The organism is Pseudomonas sp. LARHCG127, assembly GCF_052871455.1.
In genome coordinates, this window is the sequence record NZ_JBIXJT010000001.1 from 520,091 (window position 1) to 543,450 (window position 23,360).

Consider the following 23,360-nt stretch of genomic DNA (forward strand, 5'->3'; position numbering starts at 1 on the left):
GACCGATTTCCGATCTGCTGTGACACGCTCGGTCGAGTCGATGGCTAAAAGTGGCGCCTGCTATAGGCGCTTTCATAATCCGCTTAGAGAGAGTCCCCCATGACGGTTAGCAATTTGCCCTTTTCAAAAGTCCGCCACAGCCAAGGTCTCGTGTTTTTGTCTGGTGAGTTGCCGTTCAATGAGGATGGCAGCTTCCCGGAGGGTATCGAGGCACAAACGCGCCTGACCTTGATGCGCATTGCTCAAACACTGGAAGCTGAGTCACTGTCGTTGGATGACGTTGTGAGCGTCACGGTGTACTTGACCGAGCGGAGTAACTTCGCCGAGTTCAACAGGATTTATGCTTCGTTTTTCACGGCCAATTTGCCTGTTCGCGCTACCGTCTGTGCCGGCCTCGTGGTGGATGCGTTGGTTGAAATCAGTGTCATCGCGCAGCAGCGTGCTTGAGTTGGAGGCAGCGTGAACGACAAACAAGTAGTAGTACTGGGTGCCGGCATCGTTGGTATAAGCACGGCCCTGCATCTGCAACGCCGGGGCTGTGCGGTGACCTTGGTAGACAAGGGGGCGCCCGGGCGCGAGACGTCATACGGTAATGCCGGGATCATCCAGCGCGAGGCCGTTGAACCGTACGGATTCCCAAGGGACCTGGCGAGCCTGATGAGAGTGGTGACCAAGCGCGATATCGGCGTCAATTATCATCTGCGTGCGCTGCCGGAGTACATGCCTACGCTGACCAGGTATTGGGCCAACTCAGCGCCAAGGCATTACCAAGCTATTGCGGACGCCTTTCGGACCTTGGTCGAGCATTCAATCAGCGAGCATTCCGAGTTGATCGAGCAAAGCGAGGCCCAACACTTGATCGTGCGCAAAGGTTGGATTCAGGCGTTTCGAACTCCGGAAAAGTATGAAAAGGCGATGGAGAGTGCCCAGCGTGTGAGTGCGCACGGTGTATTGTCGCAAGCGTTGGACGGCGCCGGGCTCAGGCTCGCAGAACCCGCTTTGGGTGAAGCTCTCGTTGGGGGGATTCACTGGCTTCAACCTTGGACCTGTGTTGATCCGGGTGAGCTGGTGCAACGCTATGCCGAGCTCTTCTTGCGTGAGGGCGGACAGTTTGAACGCGGCGATGCCCGTTCATTGCGCCAAGCGGGAGCCGGCTGGCGAGTCTCCACCGAGTCCGGGCCGGTCGAAGCATCACAGGTCGTCGTGGCGCTTGGTCCTTGGGCCCAAGAGTTGCTGAGGCCCATGGGTTACCGCATCCCGTTGTTTATCAAGCGTGGTTATCACGCCCATTTCGCCGACGGGGCAAACTTGAGTCGCCCGGTGCTTGATACCGAGCAAGGCTACATGTTGGCGCCGATGAAGCGTGGTGTGCGTCTATCAACGGGGGCCGAATTCGCCCGTCTCGATGCGCCTCTGACCCCAGTGCAGCTAGGGAAGGCCGAAAGCGCGGCCCGACAACTCTTGGCATTGGGATCTCAGGTTGAGCGGACGCCATGGAGCGGTGCGCGACCTTGTACCGTTGATATGAAACCGGTCATTGGTGCCGCGCCGTCGCATAAGGGGCTCTGGTTCAACTTCGGCCATGCTCATCAAGGTTTTACGCTAGGTCCGGTCAGTGGCCGGCTGCTTGCGGAATTAATGATGGGAGAAACACCAGTGGTCGAGCCGGCACCCTTCGCTCCTGGGCGTTTCTGAATTGACGATGCGTCGGCCTTCTCGTCCCTCCTCTTGAGAGGAGGGCAGGCATTATCTGAAAGAAAAATGACGACCGAGTTGTCTCGTTTCCACGTCGTGTGAGCAACGTTTACGGCACTCGCCGCGGGCGCTTTTTCCCATGGGCGCCCACGTTCCATCTGCCTGCCCAGGAATACTCATGAACATCAAACAGAAACTCACGTGGGCGTTTGCCGCTATCGCCTGCGCGCCAGTCATATTGGTCGCAATGGTTGTCGTACTGAACTTGCGTAGCGCAGCGCAAGCCAGTTTCCTGGATAGCAGTGGCCGCGAAATCAGGCAGATTGACCGCGGGATGCGGCAGTTTTTCGACAGCATCCGCCAAAACGTCGAATACCTTGCCAAAGACCCTCGGATCGCCAACGTTCAGGGATTGAAGAACTATACGGCCGCTGACGCCCCGAAAACGCCTGTGACGAAGGTCGATCGACAGATCCAGGTGGTATTCGACAGTTTCGCAGAAACCCACCCAACCACGGCTTCCATTTCCCTTGGACTCAATGACGGAGGTTTTGCAGGTTGGCCCGATGACCAGACAATGGCCAGCTACGACCCACGGGTGCGACCTTGGTACAAGGCTGCCATGGAAGCCGCACGAGGCTCAACCGTAAGGACGGGCGCGTATTACTGGGCACCCGATGACATGGTGCTGGTCAGTACGGTCCGCACGATCAATGACGCGAGCGGTGCCCCGGTGGGCGTCGTTGGCGTGGACGTATCGCTCAAGCAACTGACTGAATTGGTCAAAGCCATCAAGTTGGGCAAGAGTGGTTACCTGATGTTGGTCGAGGCCAATGGCAATGTCTTGGTCGATCCCGCAAATGCCAAAAACAATTTCAAGCCGTTAGGTGAGCTAGGACCCGGCTATGCCGAATTGGCCAAAAGCGCTGATGGGGTGACTCAAGTCGAGATCGATGGTGTGCCATACATGGTCAACGTCCTGAGTTCCGATGGCCTGGGTTGGCGTTTTATTGGCCTGATCAAGCGTGATGAAGTGATGGCCGACGCCATGAGCCTGACCTGGTTGATTGCAGCCATCGCTGTTGCATTGGCCGTGGTGTTCGCCATCGTTGGTGCTGGTTTTGCCAGCGTGATCGTGCGCCCGATTCGTGGCGTGGCTGATGGGTTGCAAGAGATTGCCGAAGGTGAAGGTGACCTTACACGTCAACTCCAAGTACGGGGCAAGGACGAAACTGCCAACCTGGCCGGTTGGTTCAATCAGTTTCTAAGCATGATCGCTCAGTTGGTGAAGCGTATTGGCAATGCGTCGTCCGATCTGCAAGTCGCTGCCGCTGACACCAACGAAGTCGCCAATAACATGAACCTGGCTGCCGGCCGCCAACGTGAGGCGGTGGAATTGGTAAGCACCGCTTTCAATGAAATGCTCGCCACTGCCAATGAGGTCGCACGTTCCTGCAGTGCCGCGGCGTCGAGTGCTGACGAAGGCTACCGCGACGTGCACGATGGCCAGAAGCAAATCAGCGAAGCCACCGGCAGCGTGCTCAAGCTCAGTGAGGAGCTGCAGGTATCGACCCAGACCATGCAGCTGCTCGAGCAAGACAGCAATAACATCAATGCGATTCTCGACACCATTCGCTCGATTGCCGAGCAGACCAACTTGCTGGCGCTCAACGCCGCCATCGAAGCCGCCCGTGCGGGTGATCAAGGGCGTGGCTTTGCAGTGGTCGCGGATGAAGTTCGCGCCCTGGCTCGTCGCACCTCCGACTCTACCGGCGAAATAGACAGCCTACTGGGTAACCTCGCTCGCCGCACCCAGGAAGTCACCCAGCAGATGCAAGGCAGCCTGCAAGCGTCCCAGGCTAGCGTGCAGCGGATCCAGCGGGCCCGCGACAGCTTCGACAAGATCCGCGCTTCAGTGGACTCGATTCGCGACCAGAACACCCAGATCGCCACGGCGGCAGAGGAGCAGCATCAAGTGGCGGAGGAGATCAATCGGCACATCGCACAGATCCACGCCGATGCGCAGATGGTAGAGGAGTTCGCGCATTCAACCCATGCCGGATCGGGGCGAATGACGGCCATTTCTGGCCAACTTCAAGGATTGGTCGGGCGCTTCAAGTTTTAGTCCGTACGAACAATGGACGCTCAATTGCCGATTAGAGGGTAAGCCCCATGAGCGTTGAGCCCAGAGAAAAAACAGTGAAAGCCGCCGTCCCTGGCGGTCCCGTCCAGCGGGCCATTCAAACAGGCTGATCAACGCGGGAAGGACTGCGCTCCGAATCATGATTAGACCTGTCAGGTCGCCAGACCGTGTGCTGCATTCCGTTCGGGGTCGTCAGTACTTCCACTGCACAGCGATTTCCAGACTGCGCGGCTCGCCCACGTAATACTGGGTGTTGCTCTGGTGGATGAAACGGGCATAGACCTCGTCGGTCAGGTTGCGCAGGCGCGCGCTGACCTGTACGTGTTTGTCCAGATCGTGGGTCATGGACAAACCATAGACAGTGTACGAGGGCACCCAGGTCGTATTGGCGGTGTTGGCGTAGACCGACGACACATAGCGCACGTCAGCCCCGAGCTGCCAGTCAGGAGCCACGTCATAGGTCAGCCAGAGATTGGCTACGCGGTCGGGAATATTCACCGGATTCTTGCCTTTGCGCGAGAACACAACACCGGCGATGGTTTCATTGAACTCGTCGTACTCAGCCCTTACCCAACTGAAGTTACCGGCCGCCAATAGCTTGGGCGTGATCTTGAATGACGCGGCCAGCTCTATGCCGGTGGAGGTTTGTTGACCCGCTTGTTCGGTGGTGTTGGGCACCGTCGAGGAGGGGACGGAGATGTTCTTGCGCACGATGCGGTAGGCCGCGGCGGTGGCCGAGCCGCGACCGTCAAGAAAATCGAACTTGCTGCCCACCTCGAATTGGCGACCGGTGCTCAAGTCGAAGTCGCCCACCTGGGCAATGGAGGCGCTGGTAAGCGTCCCTCCCGGCGGCTCGGCCGACGTACTATATTGGGTATAAAGGCTGACATTCGACGTCAGGTCGTACACCAGGCCCAGGCGTCCCGTGATTGCATCCCAACGCTTGTCGAGCCTGGCCTGCGCCGCATGATCGACCACCTCGAAATCGATATGGTCATAGCGCAGCGCAGTGATCAGTGCCAGTTGCTCGGTCAGGCGCGTGCGGTTCTCGACGAACGCCGAAGAAGTATCAGTCCAAGTGCTGCGACCTTTACTGCGCGGTGCATCCATCCCCGGAATGTCCAGGAAGTGGCCCGGCTCGAAGCCATTTGGGTCGATGGTATCGAAGGCGCCTTTGGAGAGTGGGTAGTTGGTTTGCTGGTTGGTGTTGTAATCCACGCCCAGCGCCCAATCGCTGGCCAAGCCGAACAGTTGAGCCTGGTGAGTCAACTCGATTCGGTCACCGTTGACCTCCTGGTCGTGCCGCTGGCGGTAACCGCCGGAGCGGGCGATGGCGCTGTTGTCGCTATTGTAGCGGTAGACCTCAAGGTTGCGGTAATCGCGCTGGCCATCGTAGTGGTAGAAGGTATTGCGCAACTGGGTGTTGTCGTCCAGCTGGTAGTCGGTGATCGAGCGTATCCAGCGGGTGCGCTGCTCGTAGCGGCCGTCCTCAACGTTGTAGTTGTTGAAGCGGTTGTGCTTGTCGATCTGCAGCTTGCCGGTCAGCGGTTGCAGTACCGGCGTGCCCCAGTAAGGACTGTCTTCCTTCTCTTCCAGGTATTCGATCGCCAGCGTATGGGAGAGTCGGTCGTTGATGTCGCTGAGCAGCGAGAAGGCCAGGTTGCCCGCACCGTTCTCCTGGCGATCTATGTAGCCGTTGCTGCTAGTGCGGCTGTAGTCGAGGCGCGCATAGTGGCGTGGTCCATCGCCGCTGTTGAGCGCTTTATTGAAGCCGACCGCGGTTTCCCAGGTGTCGTAGCGACCGTAGCTCATCCGGCCTTCGAAGGTATCTTCCTCGCGGTTGGCAAGCTTGGTGATCACGTTCAGGCTTCCACCGACGGCACCGCTGCCGTTGAGGAATGAGGAGGGGCCGCCGAGCAACTCCACCCGGTCATAGATCCAGGCCCCGACCGGACGTGCTGCGCCGCCGTATTGCAGATTGATGCCGTTGAACAACTGGCTGATCTGGGCGCCGTTGAAGCCGCGGTACGATACATAGCCGCCCCAGCCGGGCGGCGCAGAAGCGTTTACCCCAGGCAGGGCGTTCGCCGCGTCCTGAAAGTTGCGTGCTCCGATGCGCTCCATCGTCTTGCGATCGGCCACGCTCACAGAGGCGGGATTTTCCCGAGCGCTGAGGTTCAGGCGCGAGCCGCTTTCGAGGGGAGTGTCCAGGTCCAGGCGGGTGGCCGGTTTCGGTTGGTCGGCCGAGGCGTTGATGTAGCTGGTGGGCAAGTTCAGGGCAGTGTCTTGCGCCCACGCGCAGGTGCTGCCCGCGAGCAGCGCTAAAGTAGTCAAGCGAAACATGAAGAGCTTCCTGGCTTAATTCGATGAGCACACACCCGGCCGCGCTTGATGCAGCGGCGGGTGGTGAAGATGTCAGAGCGCGGGAAGCAGGGCGGGGGAGGCGCGAGGATTGATCAAGGGCCATCGCTGCCTGGGTAGGCAACGGGTCGGTTGTGTGGGCAAGGGTTTGGCTGGCTCACCGGCAAGCAGGGCGAGTAGCCCGAAAAACGCCGCCAGCAGGATCGCACCGAACAGGCTCGCAATGACGCAATCACCGACGACGGGCAGCGAAGGGGCGGGCACATCCTGCAGGCCCTTGAATACTGCCCCGCCGTCAGTAGAGCAAAACAGTCCGCCGTCCAAACCGCTCAATCGCAAGCCGGCCATTTCTCCATGGCCCATCGCGCACAGCAACGAACCGAACAAGATGCTGAAGTACAGCACCCAGGCAATCATCGATTTTTCGCGGCTGGCCAGCTTCATCAGCAAAGCTCGTTGAGAAGGAACGGTTTATCGGCGAGCGGATTTTACATTTTTTGATCCGTCAGTGAGCTTTTAAACAGTTCGACATACAGGCAACCGCCTTGCTGTCCGGTCTGTCGTCGGTATAAAAACCGTCTCGATTCGGCATCTTTACATCCGCCAAGGTCGATGCATCCACGGTCGCGTTGGCGTCCAGCAGCTTGTTCATGTGCAGGATGTAGCCGGTCACCGCATAGACTTGTTCGTTGGACAATGACTGTGGCGCCTGGAAGGGCATGGCTCTGCGGATGTAGTCGAAAAGCGTCGTTGCATAGGGCCAATAGCTGCCGACTGTCTTGAGCGGTTTGTCAGTCGTCAGCGTTCCTGCGCCCCCCGCCAACGCGGGGCCGATGCCGCCTTCGAGCTTCACGCCATGACAGCTGACGCAGCTGCTCATGTAGACCTTTTCCCCATCAGCCACCGTTGCGCGCCCTGGAGGCAACGCCTTGCCGTCGGGTGCCACGTCGATGTTCCAACTGGCGATCTGCGCTTCGGTAGCCTTGGTGCCCAAACCGTACTGGGATTGTGCCGAGGCATGAGTCAGCGCACAGGCGCACAGCAAACCTATGAATAACGAACCACCTTTAAGCCCGTCCATTGGTCACCTCCCCACTGCTGGACACGCGCCACGGTTGCACGGAGTTGTTGTGGTAGAAAGAGACCTTGCCGCGTTCATCGATCAGCTGTTCCAGCATCGGCTGAACATATCCGGTCTCGTCGATGGCGCGGCTCATGATCATCAACTCTTGGCCGTTCCATTCGAAAGGCGCCCTGAAGGCGGTCAGCGCCTTGGTCAGAATGGGCTCTTGTAGCCTGGCTTGCGTCCAGGTATTGCCGCCATCGACGGAGACATCGACACGGGTGATTTTGCCGTGGCCGCTCCAGGCGATGCCACGCATCTCATGCAGGCCCTTGCGTGTCAATTTCTGGGTGCCGGAAGGGTAGGTCACCAGTGATTTGCATTCCATGACAAAGGAAAACTTCCGAGCTTTACCGTCGGCCATTAAGTCGGTGTATTTGGCGGTTTCTTCCCGGCTGTAGGCGGGCGCATCGGTGACGTGCAGTCGGCGCAGCCATTTGATGTGGGTGTTGCCCTCGTAGCCGGGAACAAACAGGCGCAGCGGGTAGCCCTGTTCCGGCCTTAGACGCTCGCCGTTCTGGCTGTAGACCACCATCACATCGTCCAGGCATTTCTCGATGGGAATGCTGCGCGTCATTGCCGCGCCGTCCGCACCTTCGGCAATGATCCACTTGGCTTGCGGTTTGAGCCCGGTTTCATCCAGCAGGGTCTTCAAGGTAACGCCAGTCCACTCAGCACAGCTGACCAGGCCACTGACTTCGGCGGCGGTTTTGCCCCACGGAGGTAGGAACGATGGGTTGCCCGAACACTCCATGAAGTGCACGCGTGACACGGCGGGGAACTGGCGTATCTCGTCCACGGTAAAGATCAAGGCGTTTTCGGTGAGGCCGTGAATTACCAACCGATGTTGCGCCGGATCGATTTGTGGGACGCCCGCGTGATGACGCTCATAGAACAGGCCGTTCGGGGTAATGATGCCGTCCAGCTCCTGAAGTGGCGAGGTGCTGTAGGCGGACATCGTGTCCTTCAGGCCGGGATACAGATTCCTGACGGCTTTGGTTTCGAACGTTGAAGGTTTGCCATAAGGGCTTGCCGTCGGGGCGCCAAGACTGCGGGTCCATTGCGGAACTTCAAGGGGCTGGCTCGGATCAAGCGGGGCGATGTTGGTCGTCTCTGCGTTGACCAGGGCGCTATCACCCAGAGCAAAGGCGGCAGTGCCAATAACGGCCCCACTTTTTATCAGGAAATCCCTGCGAGCCAAAGCTGTCTGAGACGTGTCTTGCTGGGTGGGGACCATGGATTTTTTTGTCATTGTTGTTCCCTCTGGTTCTTTGTCGGGATGGACCCAACGGCAAGCCTATAGACCGATCGGTCGGTCTGTAGGTAGCCTAGAACGAAAAACGCGCGTGGTCCAGTCGCAAGGACAACCATCGGTGATGGCGCGTGAATGAGGGGCGAGGGCGGCGGCGCATTTGAAGCGCCGCTGATGACAGTCAAGCCAGGGGTGGCTCAACCTTCAGTCCGGGCAGGAGGGTGTCGCAGAAAAACGTCGCGATGGATTCCGGCGAGCGCGGGCCTCCGGGTTTGATCCACAAGTAGCTGTAATGATGAATACCAAGGATAGCTTTCACGGCCAACGAGTCCGATGTGCGGAAGGTCCCCTCGCTCACGCCGGCCTTGAGGATATGCGACCAGAGCTTTTCATACTGTCGGTGCAGATCGAGCAGCTCGGTCTGGCGCTCGCCAATGACGGAATACACTTCGCGGAAACACACCGTCATTTCGGCCAGGTGGGTGACAATCGTGCGCATCACGATGGCCGAGAATTGGCGAAATTTATCTTCTGCAGGCTGCTCGCTCTCGCACAGGGGCGTACCTTCTGCGATGAGCACCCGCAGATACCGGCTGGTGATTTCGAACAGCAGTTCTTCCTTGCTTCCGATGTGGTAATACAGCGCGCCGCGAGCCAGGCCAGTGGCTTTTTCCAACTCAGCCATGCCGGTCGCGTGAAACCCGCGCGTCGAAAACAACTGCGCGGCGATTTTCAGTATTCGCTCCTTGGTGCTTGTTTCAGCAGGTTCGGCAGCGACGACGGCTTTCTTTTTTCCCATGGGTCGATTCCAACCGGTTGAGCTTCAATCATACCCATGCGTGCGCGCTGAAGGATACAGACGGGAGAAGCTCATCCCAAGGTCGCAGGAAGATAGTTGTATTGACCGATCGGTACAGAGGCGTTTAACGTATTTTCAAGGGCGCGGTGGCGTCGAGCGTTCTGAGAGCCTGCCTGGGCATTGGGATCGACCATGACAATAAGCAACTCCGTAACGAAGGCGTCCAGCTCGTCAGCTTCGGCAAGATTGATCGCGATGATCTGTTTCGCCATGCTCGCCTTTGCCGCGAACTCGCTGCTGTGCCGCCTGGCGCTTAAGCACACCAACATCGATGCCGCGAGTTTCAGCGTGGTCCGGCTGGCCAGCGGGGCCTTGGTGTTATGGCTGATATGTGCCTTGAGACGGTCCTCCAGCACGATCAAAGGCAGTTGGAAGGGCGCCGCAGCCTTGTTCGTTTACGTCTTCGCTTTTTCCTTCGCGTACCGTCATTTGGAGACCGGGACGGGGGCGCTGCTGTTGTTTGGCGCGGTTCAACTGAGCATGGTTCTGTACGGCGTGTTCAAAGGCGAGCGGATGCACACGTTGGCAGTCGTTGGGTTTGTGCTGGCGATTGTTGGCTTGGTTAGCCTGCTGCTTCCAGGTGCCGCAGCACCTGACCCCGTTAGCGCACTCACGATGCTGTTATCGGGGGTGGCATGGGGGATCTACTCACTGCTTGGCAAAACTGTCGCCGATCCGCTGGCAACCACAACCGGCAACTTCTTGCGCTCGATTCCCCTGGTCTTGATGGCAAGCGTGCCGTTTCTCTCAGCGCTGCGTTGGGATCCGCAGGGGATACTTTATGCGGTGCTTTCCGGTGCGCTGGCGTCAGGCGTCGGCTACGCGGTCTGGTACGTCGCGGTGCGTTATCTTGCAGCGTTTCAAGCCGCGACGGTGCAGCTAAGCGTGCCCATCCTGGCTTCGCTGGCGGGCATCGTTTTTCTGGGGGAAAGCCTGAGCGTAAGGATGGTGTTGGCATCCATTGCTGTACTGGGCGGCGTTGCGTTGGTGCTGGGTGGCAAGCATTGCAGAGCCACAGGCAGCTAGAGGCTCCGCTCTCTCAATCATGTGCGCCTGGGCGTGCCTGAGTTTGTTCGCTCAACCACTCAAGGACTAGACTGGTGCCGCCCAGTCATAAGGCCCGTCAACCCATGCTCCTCGTCCCGTCAGATACCGCCGAACAGACAAAGCTCACCCTCGAGGTGGTGCTGCGCTATCACATGGCCTGGAAGCACCGCGACCTGGAGGCGATACTTGCGCTCTATCACCCGCAAGTGCAATACAACGATTTTTTCCAGAACCGCAGCATGGGGCTGACCGAGCTGCGCGCCTACATCACCGGCACGTTGCCGCGCCATCCCGATGAGTATCTTGAGCACAATGACCGCATCCGCGCTGACGGCTGCACGGCATTCATCCAGTACCAGACCGCTCTGAAGGGCAGTGGCGAGCGGGTGGTTTTTCGCACCAGCGAAGCGATCACCGTATGTGAGGGTCAGATCCTGCGTGTCAACGAATACGCGTCACTCGTGCGCGACGGCGAGCCGCACGCCGGGCGTCGCGCCCCCGCCATCAGTAAGCTAGGGCTCTCGGCGCGCCAGTTGAGTTTCATGGCGCGAGACTTGGCCGATTACTTTACCCGCCAACAGCCATTCCTGGACCCTGACCTGGATCTTGCTCGGATCGCCAGCGCCACCGGGTACAGCCGTAATCAGTTGTCTTACCTATTGAATCAAGTGCTCGGGCAAAGCTTCTATCGCTACGTGACTCAGGCTCGCTTGGCCTACCTCCTTGAACGCCTCGCCAGTTACGACGAAAACGCACCCATCGATGCCCTCGCAGTGGCTGCCGGATTCAATTCCACCTCTGCGTTCTACAAGGCTTTCCGCTGCCATACCGGCTGCACACCAAAAGCCTGGTTGAAGGCCAATTGCGCGCGTACCCGCAGATAACACAGGCCCCTTCGCTGCGCATTAAGCTCTGTCGGCAATCAAACGATGGAGCAGGTAATGGCTGGTTGGGGTGGTGTGAGTTTGTGGATGGAGCAAGTCGACGAGGCGCTGACGCCGCGTCCGGCGTTGCATCAGGATCTGCGAGCCGATGTGGTGATCATCGGTGCCGGCTACAGCGGCCTTTGGACGGCCTATTACCTCAAGCAGCAAGCACCGCACCTGGACATCGTCATAGTTGAAGCACAGATTGCCGGTTTCGGCGCCTCCGGCCGCAATGGCGGCTGGTTGATGGGGAATCTGCTCGGCGAAGACCGACTCCTGGGGCCCTTGCCCGCCGCCCAACGTCATGCAGGATATCAACTGCTGCACGGAATTCCCGATGAAGTGGCGCGGGTGTGCCATGTCGAAAGCATCGATTGCGAACTGCGTAAAGGTGGCGTGCTGTACTGCGCGGCGCGGTATCCCGAGCAAGAACGGCGCCTGCGCGAACAACTCGCTGCCGCCCGTGCGCAAGGCCTTGGTGAAGACGATTATCGCTGGCTGAGCCCTCAGGCTTTGCGCGAACAATTGAATGTGGCCCAGGCGTACGGCGCCCTGTATTCATCTCACTGCGCGACCCTTCAACCTGCCCGGTTGGTACGGGGGTTAGCCAAAGTCGTGGAACGCATGGGGGTGCGCATTTTCGAGCAAAGCGCTGTGCTCGACTGGACGGCAGGCCAAGTTCGAACCGAGCACGGTCGAGTGAGCGCCGATTGGGTGGTGCCGGCCGTCGAGGGGTATGCCAGTGCCTTGCCCCCGCTGAACAAATATCAACTGGCCGCGCAGAGCCTGATCGTTGCGACTGAGCCGCTCTCGGCCGACGTATGGGCCCAAATCGGACTCAATCGTGGCCAGGCTTTCAGCGAAAACAGCCGACAAGTCACCTACGGTCAGCGCAGCCGCGATGACCGCTTGGTATTTGGTGCCCGAGGTGGCTATCGCTTTGGAGGTCGCCTGCGCAGTGACTTCAACCTCAGTCAGGCCGAACGTGAGTTGCGCCAGTACCTGTTCAGCGAGCTATTTCCGATGTTGCGCGATGTTCGCCTGACTCATGCCTGGGGCGGCAACCTGGGTGTCGCCCGGCGCTTTCACCCGCACATGCTGGTTGACCGGCGCCAGAAGATCGCACTCGCCGGCGGCTATGGCGGCGAAGGCGTAGGCGCCAGCAACCTGGGTGGTCGCACCGTGGCCGCGCTGATTCTTGGTCAGGACAACGAACTGACACGCCAGCCTTGGGTGTGGGCCGACCGTCCGCTGGCCTCGTTGCCACGCTGGGAGCCAGAGCCCCTGCGCTGGCTGGGTTACAACGCCATTATCCAGAGCTTTGTTCACGAGGATCGGATATTGGCCAACCTCCATGTACCGCGCTGGCGTCGCCGGATGGCCGAGGGTCTGGCGGGTTGCATGGAACGATTGATGAAGTCCAAGGAGCCGTTCCCATGAAGATCGATCATTTTCGCGACACCCCACACTTGCCTCTCGGGGAATCGAGCGCTGTCGGCGTACCGCTGGGTGAGCCGGTTTCACAGGTTGCCACGACAAGCGTTGAACGCGATGACGGCGTCGAAGCCGGCGTGTGGGAATGCACCCCCGGCCGCTGGCGGCGCCAGATCGTGCAACAGGAGTTCTGCCATTTCATCCAGGGGCGCTGCACCTTCACCCCGGATGGCGGTGAGGTCCTTCATATCCAGGCCGGCGACGCATTGATGTTGCCTGCGAACACCACGGGAGTCTGGGATATACAAGAAACCGTTCGCAAAAGCTACGTGCTGATTTTCTGAACTGCCTTCACCCAGAACGTAAAGAACAAAGGTTGAGGTCTCGTATGTTGAAGTCGATCGTTCCGCTACTGTTGATCGCGTCCACCGCTCAGGCGGCAGACACCGTCAGGATCTACAACTGGAGCAGTTACATTGCCCCAGATACCCTGCAAAACTTTACCAGCCATACCGGGCACCCGACTCAGTATGACGTGTACGACAGCAACGAGGTCCTCGACGCCAAACTGATGGCCGGCCGTTCCGGGTATGACGTGGTGTTTCCCTCCAACCACTTCATGGCCCGGCAGATCAAGGCCGGTGCGCTGAAACCGCTGGACCGTAGCAAGCTGCCGAACTGGCAGAACCTCAACCCGACGCTGATGAAAGTTCTGGAGGCCAACGATCCGGGCAACCGATACGGTTTCCCGTACCTGTGGGGCAGCACCGGCATCGGCTACAACGTCGCCAAGGTCAAGGCAGTCCTGGGCGATGTACCGATAGACTCATGGGACATCATCTTCAAGCCGGAGAACATGAAAAAACTCGCCCGATGCGGCGTAGCCATGCTCGACAACGGCCCCGAGATCCTTCCCATCGCCTTGAACTACCTGGGGCTTGGGCATCACAGCAAGGACAAGGCCGACTACGAGAAGGCCCAGGCGCTGCTGCTCAAAGTGCGGCCCTATGTGAATTACTTCCACAACTCCAAGTACACCAGCGATCTTGCAACGGGAGACGTGTGTCTGGTCGTCGGGTTCTCTGGCGACGTGATGCAGGCGGCCGCCAGAGCCAATGAGGCCGGCAATGGCCAACAGATTGCCTACGCCATCCCCAAGGAAGGCTCACCCATGTGGTTCGACATGGTCGCCATGCCCGCCGATGCTCCGAATGAAGCTGCCGGTTACGCGTTTCTGAATTACCTGCTGGACCCCAACGTCATGGCTGACATCAGCAACCACGTGCACTATGCCAACGGCAATGCTGCCGCTGAAGGCATGGTCGACAAGGCCATTCTCAACGACCCGATGGTGTACCCGCCTGAAAGCGTGATGAAGAAACTCTTCGTTCTGGAAGCGATGCCGTTAGAGACCGACCGACTGCGCACGCGTGTCTGGAGTCGGGTTAAAAACGGGCAATAAAGTCAATCGCCGATGATGCGGGCAGCCCGGATCATCGGCGGCAGGTCCGCGGTGCGAAAGCATGCCTCACACGGGCACCATGACCGCTTGATGTGCTCTAGAAACAAGTCCAGAATCAAGTCTTTTCCTGCTCCGGCTAGAAAAGAAACCCCTTAAATTTCAACGAGTCGGACACCAGATACGAGTCTCGTTTCCCGCTCCAAGATTCACAGAAAAGCCACTCAGATGAGTGGCTTTTTTGTGCCTGGGATTTATGCCTTTGGTGTTTGTGGTCAATCGTTGGGCAGATGCAACGGCACCTCCATGGCGTCATGGAGGAGTCGGACGATCTCAATCACGTCGCCGTCTCCCACACGATAGAACACGATATGTCGCGGACTTTTGACCACTCCATGAAGTTGTTTGGCCTGCTGGCGTGAATAGACGAGGTGATAGCTGCGAAGGCCCGGTGCAAGCTTATCGCGGTCGTGGCTGCCAACGCGATAAGGCGTGTTGGCAATCGCTTGCAGCGCCGCGAGGATCAGTGCCTGGTAGCGCTGGCGTGCTTGATCGCCGAACTGCGTCTGGGAGAGCCTGAGGATGTCGACAATATCGGCGCGCGCCGCGTTGGAAATCCGATACTGCGGCATGCTCAGTGTTTCTCGCTCGCGGGGAGGGTTGCCTCCAGACTCAAGCCCTCGAGGTAGTGCTCCAAATCCCCTTCGTTCAACCGCGTAAAGCGCCCGCATTCAAGGTCCATGATGCCGATCGAGGTCGCCTGACGCAGGGCTTCAATTTTGGCGGTGTCTTCGGCGACGCGCTGCTCCAATAGACGCAAACCTTCTCGCATCACTTCGCTGGCATTCTGATAACGGCCGGACTGCACCAGGTCATGGATAACCTGTTCCTGGTGAGGGGTGAGCACAACGTTTCGCGTCGCCATAATTAGCTCCAGCTTTGGGCAGACAGGTTTTTGATTATTGGCATATTATGCCATTTTGCCCACGAACACATCGTTTGAGTTTGGATCTCTATCCGGTGATTTTCGTTAATTACAGTCAATCCTCGTAGCCAAGCGATTTTAGGTGGTTCATTGATGATCGAAAGACTTTTTTCCCTGGTTCAGATCCGCCCAGAAGCGTGCGTGCCGGGGCAATCTTCGGTCAACCGGGTTACCTGGATGCCGGCATTGGGATGGGCCGCGAGGCCACGCTATACCTGCTCGAACGTGGCGTGCGAGTGGTCGGCACTGATGCCTGGAGTTGGGATGCTCCCTTCAAGTCAACCCGCGAGCGCTTTCTTGCCAGCGGCGATGCCTCGATCATTTGGGAGGGACACAAGGCCGGTCGTGACATTGGTTATGGTCAGATGGAAAAGCTGGCGAATCTGGAGAGTCTGCCGGACCACGGATTCGAGGTGTCCTGCTTTCCGTATAAGATCAAGCATGCCTCGGCAGGTTTCGTTCGCGCCGTGGCGATCATCTACAGGTAGAGTTGTTGCGATGTCGGTCAAGTCTGGATTCGCACGTTACTCCATGGCGCGGCTCATGATCATCAACTCTTGGCCGTTCCATTCGAAAGACACCCGGAAAGCGGCCACGATGCTGTTATCGGGGCTGGCATGGGGGGGCTTTGGGCCTGACAAGCTACTCGTATAGGTTCGTCGTCGTAACGAACGTCGTCTATTACTTCTGAAGGGAAAGCCCATTGGTCGTCTGGTCGGGCGATGGATGGTCACGTTGTCCCCTAAGCATTAGAAATGCCGTAACGCACTTGCCAATGCCCTGACGTTAACGTAAAGATGGCAACAAGGCGCTGAACTCAGAAGGGCGCAGGGCGGACCGATCCGGAGCGCTTGCTGATGCTGATAAAGACAACTCATCCCAAACTTCATCGCGAAGCCCGCCTGGCCCGGGAAAAACTGCATCTCGAGGGCACCGTTCCCGATGGTGTGTTGCGTGCGGAAATCGATGCGTCGTGGCGGCGCAGTCTCAGCCATGGCGTGCATTTCAATGCCAAGCAAGAACTGGCGCTGGAATCGAACGCGAGCCTTGAAGTGCTGTTGGAAAGCAATCGATTGTTGATCGATGCGGCGACGCCGGCCATCGATTATCTGGCCGAACGCCAGGGCAAGGAAGGGCTCATCATCCTCGCCAATTCCGACGCTACCATCCTTGCCGCCGAAGGGCGCACCGATGGTTTCAAAGGGAGCGGGCTGCAAGACATCACGCTGGGCGCTTGCTGGAGCGAAGCGGCGCGCGGCACCAACGCGCTGGGTACCGCGCTGGTGGAAGCCCGGCCAACGATGATTGATTGCGGCGAACATTACCTCGACCGTCTGACCAATTTCTCCTGCACCTCGGTGCCGATTTATTGCCCGCAGGGCGACATCCTTGGGGTCCTTGACCTGACCCGCGAAGGCCCGCTCGGCCGCGTTCACGACAGCACCGCGTTGCTGACCATGGCCGTCAGCCAGATCGAAAGCCGCGTGTTCAACGCTTGTTACCCGGACCAGATCGTCCTCGCCTTCCACAGCCGTCGGCAATATCTTGAATCCCCTTGGCAGGGCTTGCTCGCGGTGAGTCTCGGCGGACAGATCCTTGCGGTCAGCGCCCAGGCGTGCCAGTTGCTCCATGCCGAGCGTTCGGTGCTGGTTGGCCGACGCTGTGAAGAGTTCCTGGGTGTCGATGGCCTGCAGCTGTTATCGCGTTTGCATCAGAGCGGCATCGGCAGTCTGCAAACCGCCAAGGGTGAATTTTTCTACAAAACCCTGCGCGCGCCGCAGCGCTTGATCAATGTCAGCACGCCATCGCGCACCCCGACTAAAACCGCTAAACCGCAACCCGATCTTGAATCCCTGGCTGGCAACAATGCTCGTTACGCCCGGGCGCTGCGCATGGCCCGCCAAGGCCTGGCCAATGAATTGCCAGTGTTGCTGCTGGGCGAAACGGGCACCGGCAAGGAAGTCATTGCCCGAGCGTTGCATATGGCTGGAACGCGCTGCGACAAACCTTTTGTCGCGGTGAACTGCGCAGCCATCCCCGAAGGCCTGATCGAGTCGGAGCTGTTTGGCTATCGCGAAGGCGCTTTTACCGGTTCGCGTCGGGGCGGCATGGTAGGGCGCTTGCAACAGGCCCACGGCGGTACGTTGTTTCTCGATGAAATCGGCGACATGCCGCTGGCTTTGCAGGCCCGTTTACTCAGGGTATTGCAGGACCGCAAGGTCGCGCCGCTGGGTGCTGGAGAAGAGCAAGAGATCGACATTGCCCTGATCTGCGCCACGCACCGCGACCTCAAGCGTCTGGTGGAAGACAAACATTTTCGCGAGGATCTGTTCTATCGGGTCAACGGCATCAGCGTGATGCTCCCGGCCCTGCGCGAGCGCGACGACTTCAATGGTCTGGTCGATCGTTTGCTGGCCAAGCTCGACGCGCCGACGGTGGTCCTGCATGACGATTTGACCCGCCTGCTAGGCGGTTATCATTGGCCGGGCAATATCCGCCAACTGGAAATGGTCCTGCGCACCGCGCTGGCCATGCGTGAGCCGGGGGACACCCTACTCACCCTCGACCATCTGCCCGACAGTATGCTCGACGAACTGAGCGCCGGCGAACGCCCTCAGAGCGGCAGTATTCGTGAACATGAGCTGGAACTGATTCGCCAGTCCCTGGACATGCATCAAGGTAACGTCTCGGCCGCCGCCGATGCCCTGGGTATCAGCCGCGCGACCCTGTATCGCAAGCTCAAACTGTTGCGTTCGTGATGTTGCGGTTGATCGTTCGGCTGATCGACAGCCAGAACCCCGCGGCCCTGCAAGCGGCGCTGCGCTGGCTCTACAGCTTCGTGCGCCCGCACCGGTTGGCGATTGCCGGGTTGCTTGGGCTGTCGGTCTGCGCCTCGTCGCTGGTATTGGTGCAACCATGGCTAACCAAGCTGCTGATCGACGACGGCCTGTTGGCGCACAATTTTGCGATGCTGGTGCTGATCGCCGGGTTGATGATTGTCGCCGGGTTGTTGGGGACGGCGCTGTCGGGCATCAATCGTTACCTGCACACGCGATTATCCGGACGGATTCTGTTTGCCCTGCGCGATGACCTTTATCGGCATCTGCAGACGCTCTCGCCGGGTTTCTACGGCCAGCGGCGTATCGGTGATCTGATGTCGCGTCTGGATGGCGATGTCGCGGAGATCCAGCGCTTTGCCGTGGACTCGCTGTTCTCGGCGGTGTCGAGCGTGATTGGCCTGGTGGTTGCCGTGGCGATGTTGGTGACCCTGTCGTGGCAGCTGTCGCTGCTGGCCTTGGTGCTGATTCCACTCGACGTGCTTTGGCTACGCTGGATGCGGCGCAAGGTCGAGCGCGATGTGCGGCAGTTGCGCGAGCGTTCCGCGGACATGTCCTCGTTCATGGTCGAGACCTTGCCGGTGATGAAATTCATTCAGTCCGCCGGTCAGCAACAGCGCGAGGCGCGGCGGCTGGAGACGTTGGGCCAAGGGTATATGAGTCAGCTCCTGCGCCTGCAAGTCACTGAGTTTTTCACCCAAGCGGTGCCCGGCACGCTGACATCGTTGTCGCGGGCCTGTGCGTTTTTGATTGGCGGATACTGGGTAGTGCAAGGGACTTGGCAGTTGGGCGCGCTGATCGCGTTTTCCACCTATCTGGGCATGGCTGTCGGCCCGGTCCAGAGCCTGCTTGGGCTCTACGTCGCGATTCAGCGGATGACCGTGAGCCTTGGGCGGGTCATGGAACTGCGCGGTGAAGAGCCGACTGTACTCACCCCTGTTGCGCCGCAGCCGATGCCGGATTCTGGCGAACTGCGTTTCGACAACGTGCACTTCAGCCACCCCGGTCGCCCGACCACCTTGCGTGGTATTCAAGCGCGAATTCCCTATGGTTTGAAAGTCGCCCTGAGCGGCGGCTCTGGTGTCGGTAAGTCGACCCTGATCGATCTGCTGCAGCGGCACCACGATCCGCAGTCCGGTCGGGTCTTGCTGGGGGAGGTCGATCTGCGGGAACTGGACCTGTTCCAGTTGCGTCGGCGGATCGCCGTGGTCAGTCAGGACATCGTGCTGTTTCGCGGCAGCCTCGCCGACAACCTGGCCTACGCGGTGCCGGACGCCAGTCGCGAAGCGATTGCCGAAGTGGCGCGGCTGGCGCAGCTCGACAGCCTGATCGAGTCACTGCCCGAAGGCCTCGACAGCCCTTTGGGCGAGCGTGGCCAGCAGTTATCCGGCGGACAGAAACAGCGCATCGCCATCGCCCGGGCGCTGTTGCAGGATCCGTTGATCCTGGTGCTGGACGAAGCGACTTCGGCGGTCGACGAAGCCACCGAGCGCGAAGTGATCGCGTCCATCGATCGGTTGTTCGCCGGGCGTACGCGGATCCTGATCAGCCATCGCCCCTCGACCCTGGCCGATGCCAATTTGTGCTTTGAACTGTTGGATGGCGTGCTTACGTCAAGAACGGTGCAGCATGAGGCCTGAGCTGCGGATTGGGGTGGTGGACAGTGGTCATTGCGCAGCGCAACGAGTGCGGGTGATTGCCGGTCGACGGTTCTCGCTGCGGGAGGATGGCCTGGCCGAAAGCGATTTGCGCGACGATCCGCTAGGTCATGGCAGTGCGGTGATCGAGGCCATCAGCCGGCGTGCACCGGCGGCGGTTTTTTGCGTCGCCCAGGTGTTCGACCAGCGTGGCGTCACCAGCGCCTTGCAGATCGCTACCGCCATCGGTTGGCTGGTGGCGCAGGACGTGCGGTTGATCAATCTGAGCCTCGGTTTGCGGCAGGATCGAAGCTTGTTGCGTGAAGCCTGCGCAGCAGCGGTGGCGCAGGGCATTCTATTGTGTGCGTCCAGCCCGGCTCAGGGCTTAGGGGTGTTCCCGGCGGATTATCCGCAGGTGCTGCGGGTCACCGGCGACGCTCGTTGCACCGAGCAGCAATGGTCGTGGCTCGACAGCGCCCAGGCAGATTTTGCCGGGTGTGTTTACGGTACCTACCCGGGGCAGTCGGGTGCGAGCCTCGGTTGTGCGGCATTGAGCGGGCATATTGTGGGTTTTCTCGTTGAAAATCCCGAGGCGAGCAACGAACAGATTGTCGAGTGGCTGCAAAAAAACGCCCATTATCACGGCCCTGAACGGCGCGTCGGCCCATGAAGCCGATTGTGATTCTTGGCGCGGGGCCTGCGGGGGCGGCGGTGGGCCTGGGGTTGCGGCGGCTTGGATACCCCGTCACGCTGGTCAGTGAGTGGCGGCGCTTTGCGGCGCTCGAAGGGGTGTCCATGCGGGTGCTGGAGGCACTGCGCGGTGCGGGGCTGCATCAAGCATTGACGGATGCGGCGCAGCCTTCCCAGCGACAGGTGTCCTGGAACGGTCAGCAGCATGCTCAGAACATCGAATTTTTGCTGGATCGCCCGAGCTTCGATCGCGGCTTGCGCGAGGACTTGCGCCTGGCCGGCGTTGAATTGATCGAGGGCCGAGTGCTGACGGTGCAGTCGCATGCTTCGGGGCATCGAATCGAACTGCAAGGGCGTGACGCGCTGCTCGCGGATTTCCTGGTGGAGGCCCGCGGACGCCAGGCACCGGCCCTTGGCAAAGGCCTGCGGGGACCAGAGACAGTCAGTCTGCTCAATCGCTGGCAAGGTACGCCGGGTATCACCGCCAGCGCTGTGGAAAGCCTTGTGGACGGCTGGGCCTGGATGGCGCGTCGGGCCGACGGCCAGTGCTATTGGCAATGGACAGTGGACGTGGCCAGTGCCGAGTTGCCGGGCAAGGCGCTGTTGCTCGATTACTGCCGCCAGCGGTTCCAGCAGTCGACATTGACCCAGGCGTTTTTCGGGGATGAACCGCAAACCGATCTGCACCTGCATGCCCGAAGCAGCACGGCGATTTTGTGTCCGCAGGTCTGTGGCGACCATTGGATTCGTGTGGGCGACGCCGCCATGGCGGTGGATCCGCTGTCGGGGAATGGCATCTTTCAGTCATTGTCTTCGGCGTTGCAGGCGCCAACGGTGATCAACACGCTGTTGCGCAAACCTGAACGGAGGTTGCTGGCACAGCGTTTTCATCAGCAGCGGGTAGAGCAGTTGTTTTTACGCTTCGCGCGCATTGGCCGGGACTTCTATGCCGATGAGCAGCGCTGGCCGGACCAGCCGTTCTGGCAGGCGCGAAGGCAATGGCCGGATGCTGAGGTCGCCCACGCCGCGGCGGATTTTTCCGCTTTGAAGATTGAGTCTGCGCCGGTGCTCAGGGATGGATTCGTGGATGAGGCCGAAGTGGTGATCACGGCGGATCAGCCGCTGGGGATCTGGCATGTGCAAGGAGTGGAATTGGCACCGTTGGTGCGGCGGTTGCGCAGCGAGCCGGTCGAGCGGGTGTTGACGGGGTTGTCAGTGGAGCAGGGAAGGATGGTTCGGAGCTGGTTGCTGGGGCAGGGGTTCAAGCCCTGATATTTGGGGTGCCTGGGTTGGCCTATCGTGAGCAAGCTCGCTCTCACAGTTGCGTCGAAAACAATTCCAATGTGGGAGCGAGCTTGCTCGCGATAGCGGTCTAAAGAACGCCGCCAATCACAACTTGATCAACACCGACTTCAACTCGGTGTAATGCTCGATCGCCGCATACCCCATCTCACGCCCGACCCCCGACATCTTGTAGCCCCCAAACGGCAACGCCGGGTCCAGGGCGCTGTGGCAGTTGACCCACACCGAACCTGACTTGATGCGCGGAATCATCCGGTGCACCGCCGCCAGATCATTCGACCAGATGCTCGCCCCAAGGCCATAAGGGCTGTCATTGGCCATGCGCAACGCATCGGCCTCGTCGTCGAACGGAATCGCCACCAGCACCGGGCCGAAAATTTCCTCTTGTACCAGCGAATGCCGTTGATCGACGTCGACAATCACCGTGGGTTTGACGAAGAACCCCGGCCCGAATGATTCACCGCCGCAGGCGATGGTCGCGCCGCTTTCCCGACCTTTTTCGATGTAGCCATAAACCCGCTCCTGTTGACGGGCGGAAATCAGCGGGCCCATTTCGACACTGGGGTCCAGGCCATTACCGAGCTTCATTGCATTGGCGATGTCGGCGATATCCGCCACCACATTGTCGAAATGCTTGCGCTGCACATACAGCCGGGAGCCGGCGCAGCAAACCTGGCCCTGATTGAAGAAGATCGCACTGGCGGCACCCGCGGCAGCGGTCTTCAGGTCGGCATCGGCCATGACGATGGTCGGTGATTTGCCGCCCAATTCCAGGGTGACACGGGTCATGGATTCCATGGCGATCTTGCCGATCTGCTTGCCTACGGCGGTGGAGCCGGTGAACGTCAGCTTGTCCACCAATGGATTGTGAGTCAGGGCGGAGCCCGCCGTGATACCAGTGCCGGTGACCACGTTGAACACACCCTCGGGATAACCGGCTTCCAGCACCAGCTCAGCGAGTTTCAGCGCGGTCAGCGGCGTTTCGTCGGCGGGTTTGAGCACGACGGTGCAACCGGTGGCCAGGGCCGGACCGAGTTTCCAGCAAGCCAGCAGCAGCGGAAAGTTCCAGGCGACGATGGCCCCGACCACGCCCACCGCTTCGCGGCGAATGAAACTGTGGAATTGATCGTTGGGCATCAGCGGCAGCGACACGTCAACGCTGGAGCCTTCGATCTTGGTTGCCCAACCGGCCATGTAGCGCAGGAAGTCGATGGACAGTTGCACGTCCATCACTTGAGCCACCGCCGCGCTCTTGCCGTTGTTCAGGCATTCGAGTTGCGCCAGCAGTTCGGCGTCGCGCTGCATCAGGTCGGCGAGTTTCCACAACAGGTTCTGCCGCTCCCTAGGGCGGGTGCGCGTCCAGGCGGAGTCGTCGAAAGCCTGGCGGGCGGCGAGTACTGCGCGGTCGACATCGTCGGGGGTGGACCTTGGCACCAAGCACAGCACTTCGCCGGTGGCCGGATTGTGCAGGGGCATGGTCTGGCCGTCGGCGGCCTCGACCCAGTCGCCGCCGATGAGCATGCGTGGGGCGCGTTGGACGAAGGCCGAGGTGGCGGGGAGCAGATAAGGCAGCGGCATGATGAGACCTCTTGTTGTGCTGAGAAACGTGG

General features: G+C 59.8%; 21 protein-coding genes and 2 pseudogenes. 14 read left to right on the forward strand and 9 right to left on the reverse strand.

From position 1 onward, the window contains the following. The first annotated feature begins 99 nt into the window (after positions 1-99). The 4 genes and pseudogenes from ACIPQ1_RS02390 to ACIPQ1_RS02405 all read left to right on the forward strand — a co-directional run bounded on the left by ACIPQ1_RS02390 (position 100) and on the right by ACIPQ1_RS02405 (position 3,820). Entirely contained in the window at positions 100-447 is a 348-nt protein-coding gene (locus ACIPQ1_RS02390; protein ID WP_025214425.1) for a RidA family protein, read from the forward strand. Positions 448-459: 12 nt separating this feature from the next. Then, positions 460-1,695, forward strand: coding sequence for an NAD(P)/FAD-dependent oxidoreductase (locus ACIPQ1_RS02395; protein ID WP_025214424.1), 1,236 nt, complete (start codon positions 460-462; stop codon positions 1,693-1,695). Between the two features lie 247 nt (positions 1,696-1,942). Beyond that, positions 1,943-2,956: pseudogene (locus ACIPQ1_RS02400) on the forward strand (HAMP domain-containing protein); the annotation flags it as partial. A gap of 96 nt (positions 2,957-3,052) precedes the next feature. After that, a complete protein-coding gene (locus ACIPQ1_RS02405) occupies positions 3,053-3,820 on the forward strand; it encodes a methyl-accepting chemotaxis protein (RefSeq protein WP_413037982.1) in 768 nt (255 codons plus the stop codon). Between the two features lie 210 nt (positions 3,821-4,030). Here ACIPQ1_RS02405 and ACIPQ1_RS02410 read toward each other — a convergent pair whose 3' ends face one another. From ACIPQ1_RS02410 to ACIPQ1_RS02435, 6 genes are all read right to left on the reverse strand, one after another. After that, on the reverse strand, positions 4,031-6,181 hold the full coding sequence (locus ACIPQ1_RS02410) for a TonB-dependent receptor (protein ID WP_446533508.1): 2,151 nt from the start codon (positions 6,179-6,181) through the stop codon (positions 4,031-4,033). 72 nt (positions 6,182-6,253) lie between these two features. After that, on the reverse strand, positions 6,254-6,643 hold the full coding sequence (locus ACIPQ1_RS02415; RefSeq protein WP_446533509.1) for a DUF2946 family protein: 390 nt from the start codon (positions 6,641-6,643) through the stop codon (positions 6,254-6,256). Between the two features lie 61 nt (positions 6,644-6,704). After that, positions 6,705-7,280 carry a c-type cytochrome gene (locus tag ACIPQ1_RS02420; RefSeq protein ID WP_446533510.1) on the reverse strand — a complete coding sequence of 192 codons (576 nt, stop codon included), beginning with the start codon at positions 7,278-7,280 and terminating at the stop codon, positions 6,705-6,707. Next, complete coding sequence (gene soxC, locus ACIPQ1_RS02425) at positions 7,267-8,574, reverse strand: sulfite dehydrogenase (RefSeq protein ID WP_446533511.1); 1,308 nt, start codon at positions 8,572-8,574, stop codon at positions 7,267-7,269. The genes ACIPQ1_RS02420 and soxC overlap by 14 nt, the downstream gene beginning before the upstream one ends. 181 nt (positions 8,575-8,755) lie before the next feature. After that, positions 8,756-9,373, reverse strand: coding sequence for a TetR/AcrR family transcriptional regulator (locus ACIPQ1_RS02430; RefSeq protein WP_043042107.1), 618 nt, complete (start codon positions 9,371-9,373; stop codon positions 8,756-8,758). A 71-nt stretch (positions 9,374-9,444) separates the two neighbouring features. Beyond that, positions 9,445-9,645 (reverse strand): hypothetical protein, encoded by a 201-nt coding sequence (locus tag ACIPQ1_RS02435; protein ID WP_162276479.1) that lies wholly within the window; start codon positions 9,643-9,645, stop codon positions 9,445-9,447. Here ACIPQ1_RS02435 and ACIPQ1_RS02440 point away from each other — a divergent pair. The 5 genes from ACIPQ1_RS02440 (at position 9,644) to ACIPQ1_RS02460 (ending at position 14,302) form a co-directional block, all read left to right on the forward strand. Beyond that, complete coding sequence (locus tag ACIPQ1_RS02440; protein WP_264312537.1) at positions 9,644-10,459, forward strand: DMT family transporter; 816 nt, start codon at positions 9,644-9,646, stop codon at positions 10,457-10,459. The two genes, ACIPQ1_RS02435 and ACIPQ1_RS02440, sit on opposite strands and share 2 nt — an antisense overlap. 104 nt (positions 10,460-10,563) lie before the next feature. After that, positions 10,564-11,364: a helix-turn-helix domain-containing protein gene (locus ACIPQ1_RS02445; protein ID WP_043042109.1), complete on the forward strand. Its 801-nt coding sequence runs from the start codon at positions 10,564-10,566 to the stop codon at positions 11,362-11,364. 57 nt (positions 11,365-11,421) lie between these two features. Next, the gene (locus ACIPQ1_RS02450; protein ID WP_043042110.1) at positions 11,422-12,846 is read left to right on the forward strand and encodes an NAD(P)/FAD-dependent oxidoreductase; all 1,425 of its coding nucleotides are present in this window, start codon (positions 11,422-11,424) and stop codon (positions 12,844-12,846) included. Further along, positions 12,843-13,184, forward strand: coding sequence for a cupin domain-containing protein (locus tag ACIPQ1_RS02455; protein ID WP_039011379.1), 342 nt, complete (start codon positions 12,843-12,845; stop codon positions 13,182-13,184). The genes ACIPQ1_RS02450 and ACIPQ1_RS02455 overlap by 4 nt, the downstream gene beginning before the upstream one ends. A 44-nt stretch (positions 13,185-13,228) precedes the next feature. Next, positions 13,229-14,302 (forward strand): polyamine ABC transporter substrate-binding protein, encoded by a 1,074-nt coding sequence (locus ACIPQ1_RS02460; RefSeq protein WP_109755298.1) that lies wholly within the window; start codon positions 13,229-13,231, stop codon positions 14,300-14,302. A gap of 272 nt (positions 14,303-14,574) precedes the next feature. On the opposite strand, the gene ACIPQ1_RS02465 is transcribed toward ACIPQ1_RS02460, so the two are convergent. Continuing rightward, positions 14,575-14,931 (reverse strand): type II toxin-antitoxin system RelE/ParE family toxin, encoded by a 357-nt coding sequence (locus ACIPQ1_RS02465; RefSeq protein ID WP_068934520.1) that lies wholly within the window; start codon positions 14,929-14,931, stop codon positions 14,575-14,577. Positions 14,932-14,933: 2 nt separating this feature from the next. After that, entirely contained in the window at positions 14,934-15,224 is a 291-nt protein-coding gene (locus ACIPQ1_RS02470) for a type II toxin-antitoxin system ParD family antitoxin (protein ID WP_122568228.1), read from the reverse strand. A 194-nt stretch (positions 15,225-15,418) separates the two neighbouring features. Between ACIPQ1_RS02470 and ACIPQ1_RS02475 the strand changes: the two are divergent. The 5 genes and pseudogenes from ACIPQ1_RS02475 to qhpG form a co-directional block, all read left to right on the forward strand. After that, positions 15,419-15,772: pseudogene (locus tag ACIPQ1_RS02475) on the forward strand (cyclase family protein); the annotation flags it as partial. Between the two features lie 366 nt (positions 15,773-16,138). After that, a complete protein-coding gene (locus ACIPQ1_RS02480; RefSeq protein ID WP_122568417.1) occupies positions 16,139-18,043 on the forward strand; it encodes a sigma-54-dependent Fis family transcriptional regulator in 1,905 nt (634 codons plus the stop codon). Beyond that, the gene (locus tag ACIPQ1_RS02485; RefSeq protein ID WP_122568229.1) at positions 18,043-19,761 is read left to right on the forward strand and encodes an ABC transporter ATP-binding protein; all 1,719 of its coding nucleotides are present in this window, start codon (positions 18,043-18,045) and stop codon (positions 19,759-19,761) included. The genes ACIPQ1_RS02480 and ACIPQ1_RS02485 overlap by 1 nt, the downstream gene beginning before the upstream one ends. After that, on the forward strand, positions 19,751-20,428 hold the full coding sequence (qhpE, locus tag ACIPQ1_RS02490) for a subtilisin-like serine protease QhpE (protein WP_122568230.1): 678 nt from the start codon (positions 19,751-19,753) through the stop codon (positions 20,426-20,428). Before ACIPQ1_RS02485 ends, qhpE begins: the two co-directional genes overlap by 11 nt. After that, entirely contained in the window at positions 20,425-21,720 is a 1,296-nt protein-coding gene (gene qhpG / locus ACIPQ1_RS02495) for a flavin-dependent monooxygenase QhpG (RefSeq protein WP_122568231.1), read from the forward strand. Before qhpE ends, qhpG begins: the two co-directional genes overlap by 4 nt. 117 nt (positions 21,721-21,837) lie before the next feature. Here qhpG and ACIPQ1_RS02500 read toward each other — a convergent pair whose 3' ends face one another. After that, positions 21,838-23,328 carry an aldehyde dehydrogenase family protein gene (locus tag ACIPQ1_RS02500; protein WP_265533871.1) on the reverse strand — a complete coding sequence of 497 codons (1,491 nt, stop codon included), beginning with the start codon at positions 23,326-23,328 and terminating at the stop codon, positions 21,838-21,840. Positions 23,329-23,360 lie beyond the last annotated feature (32 nt).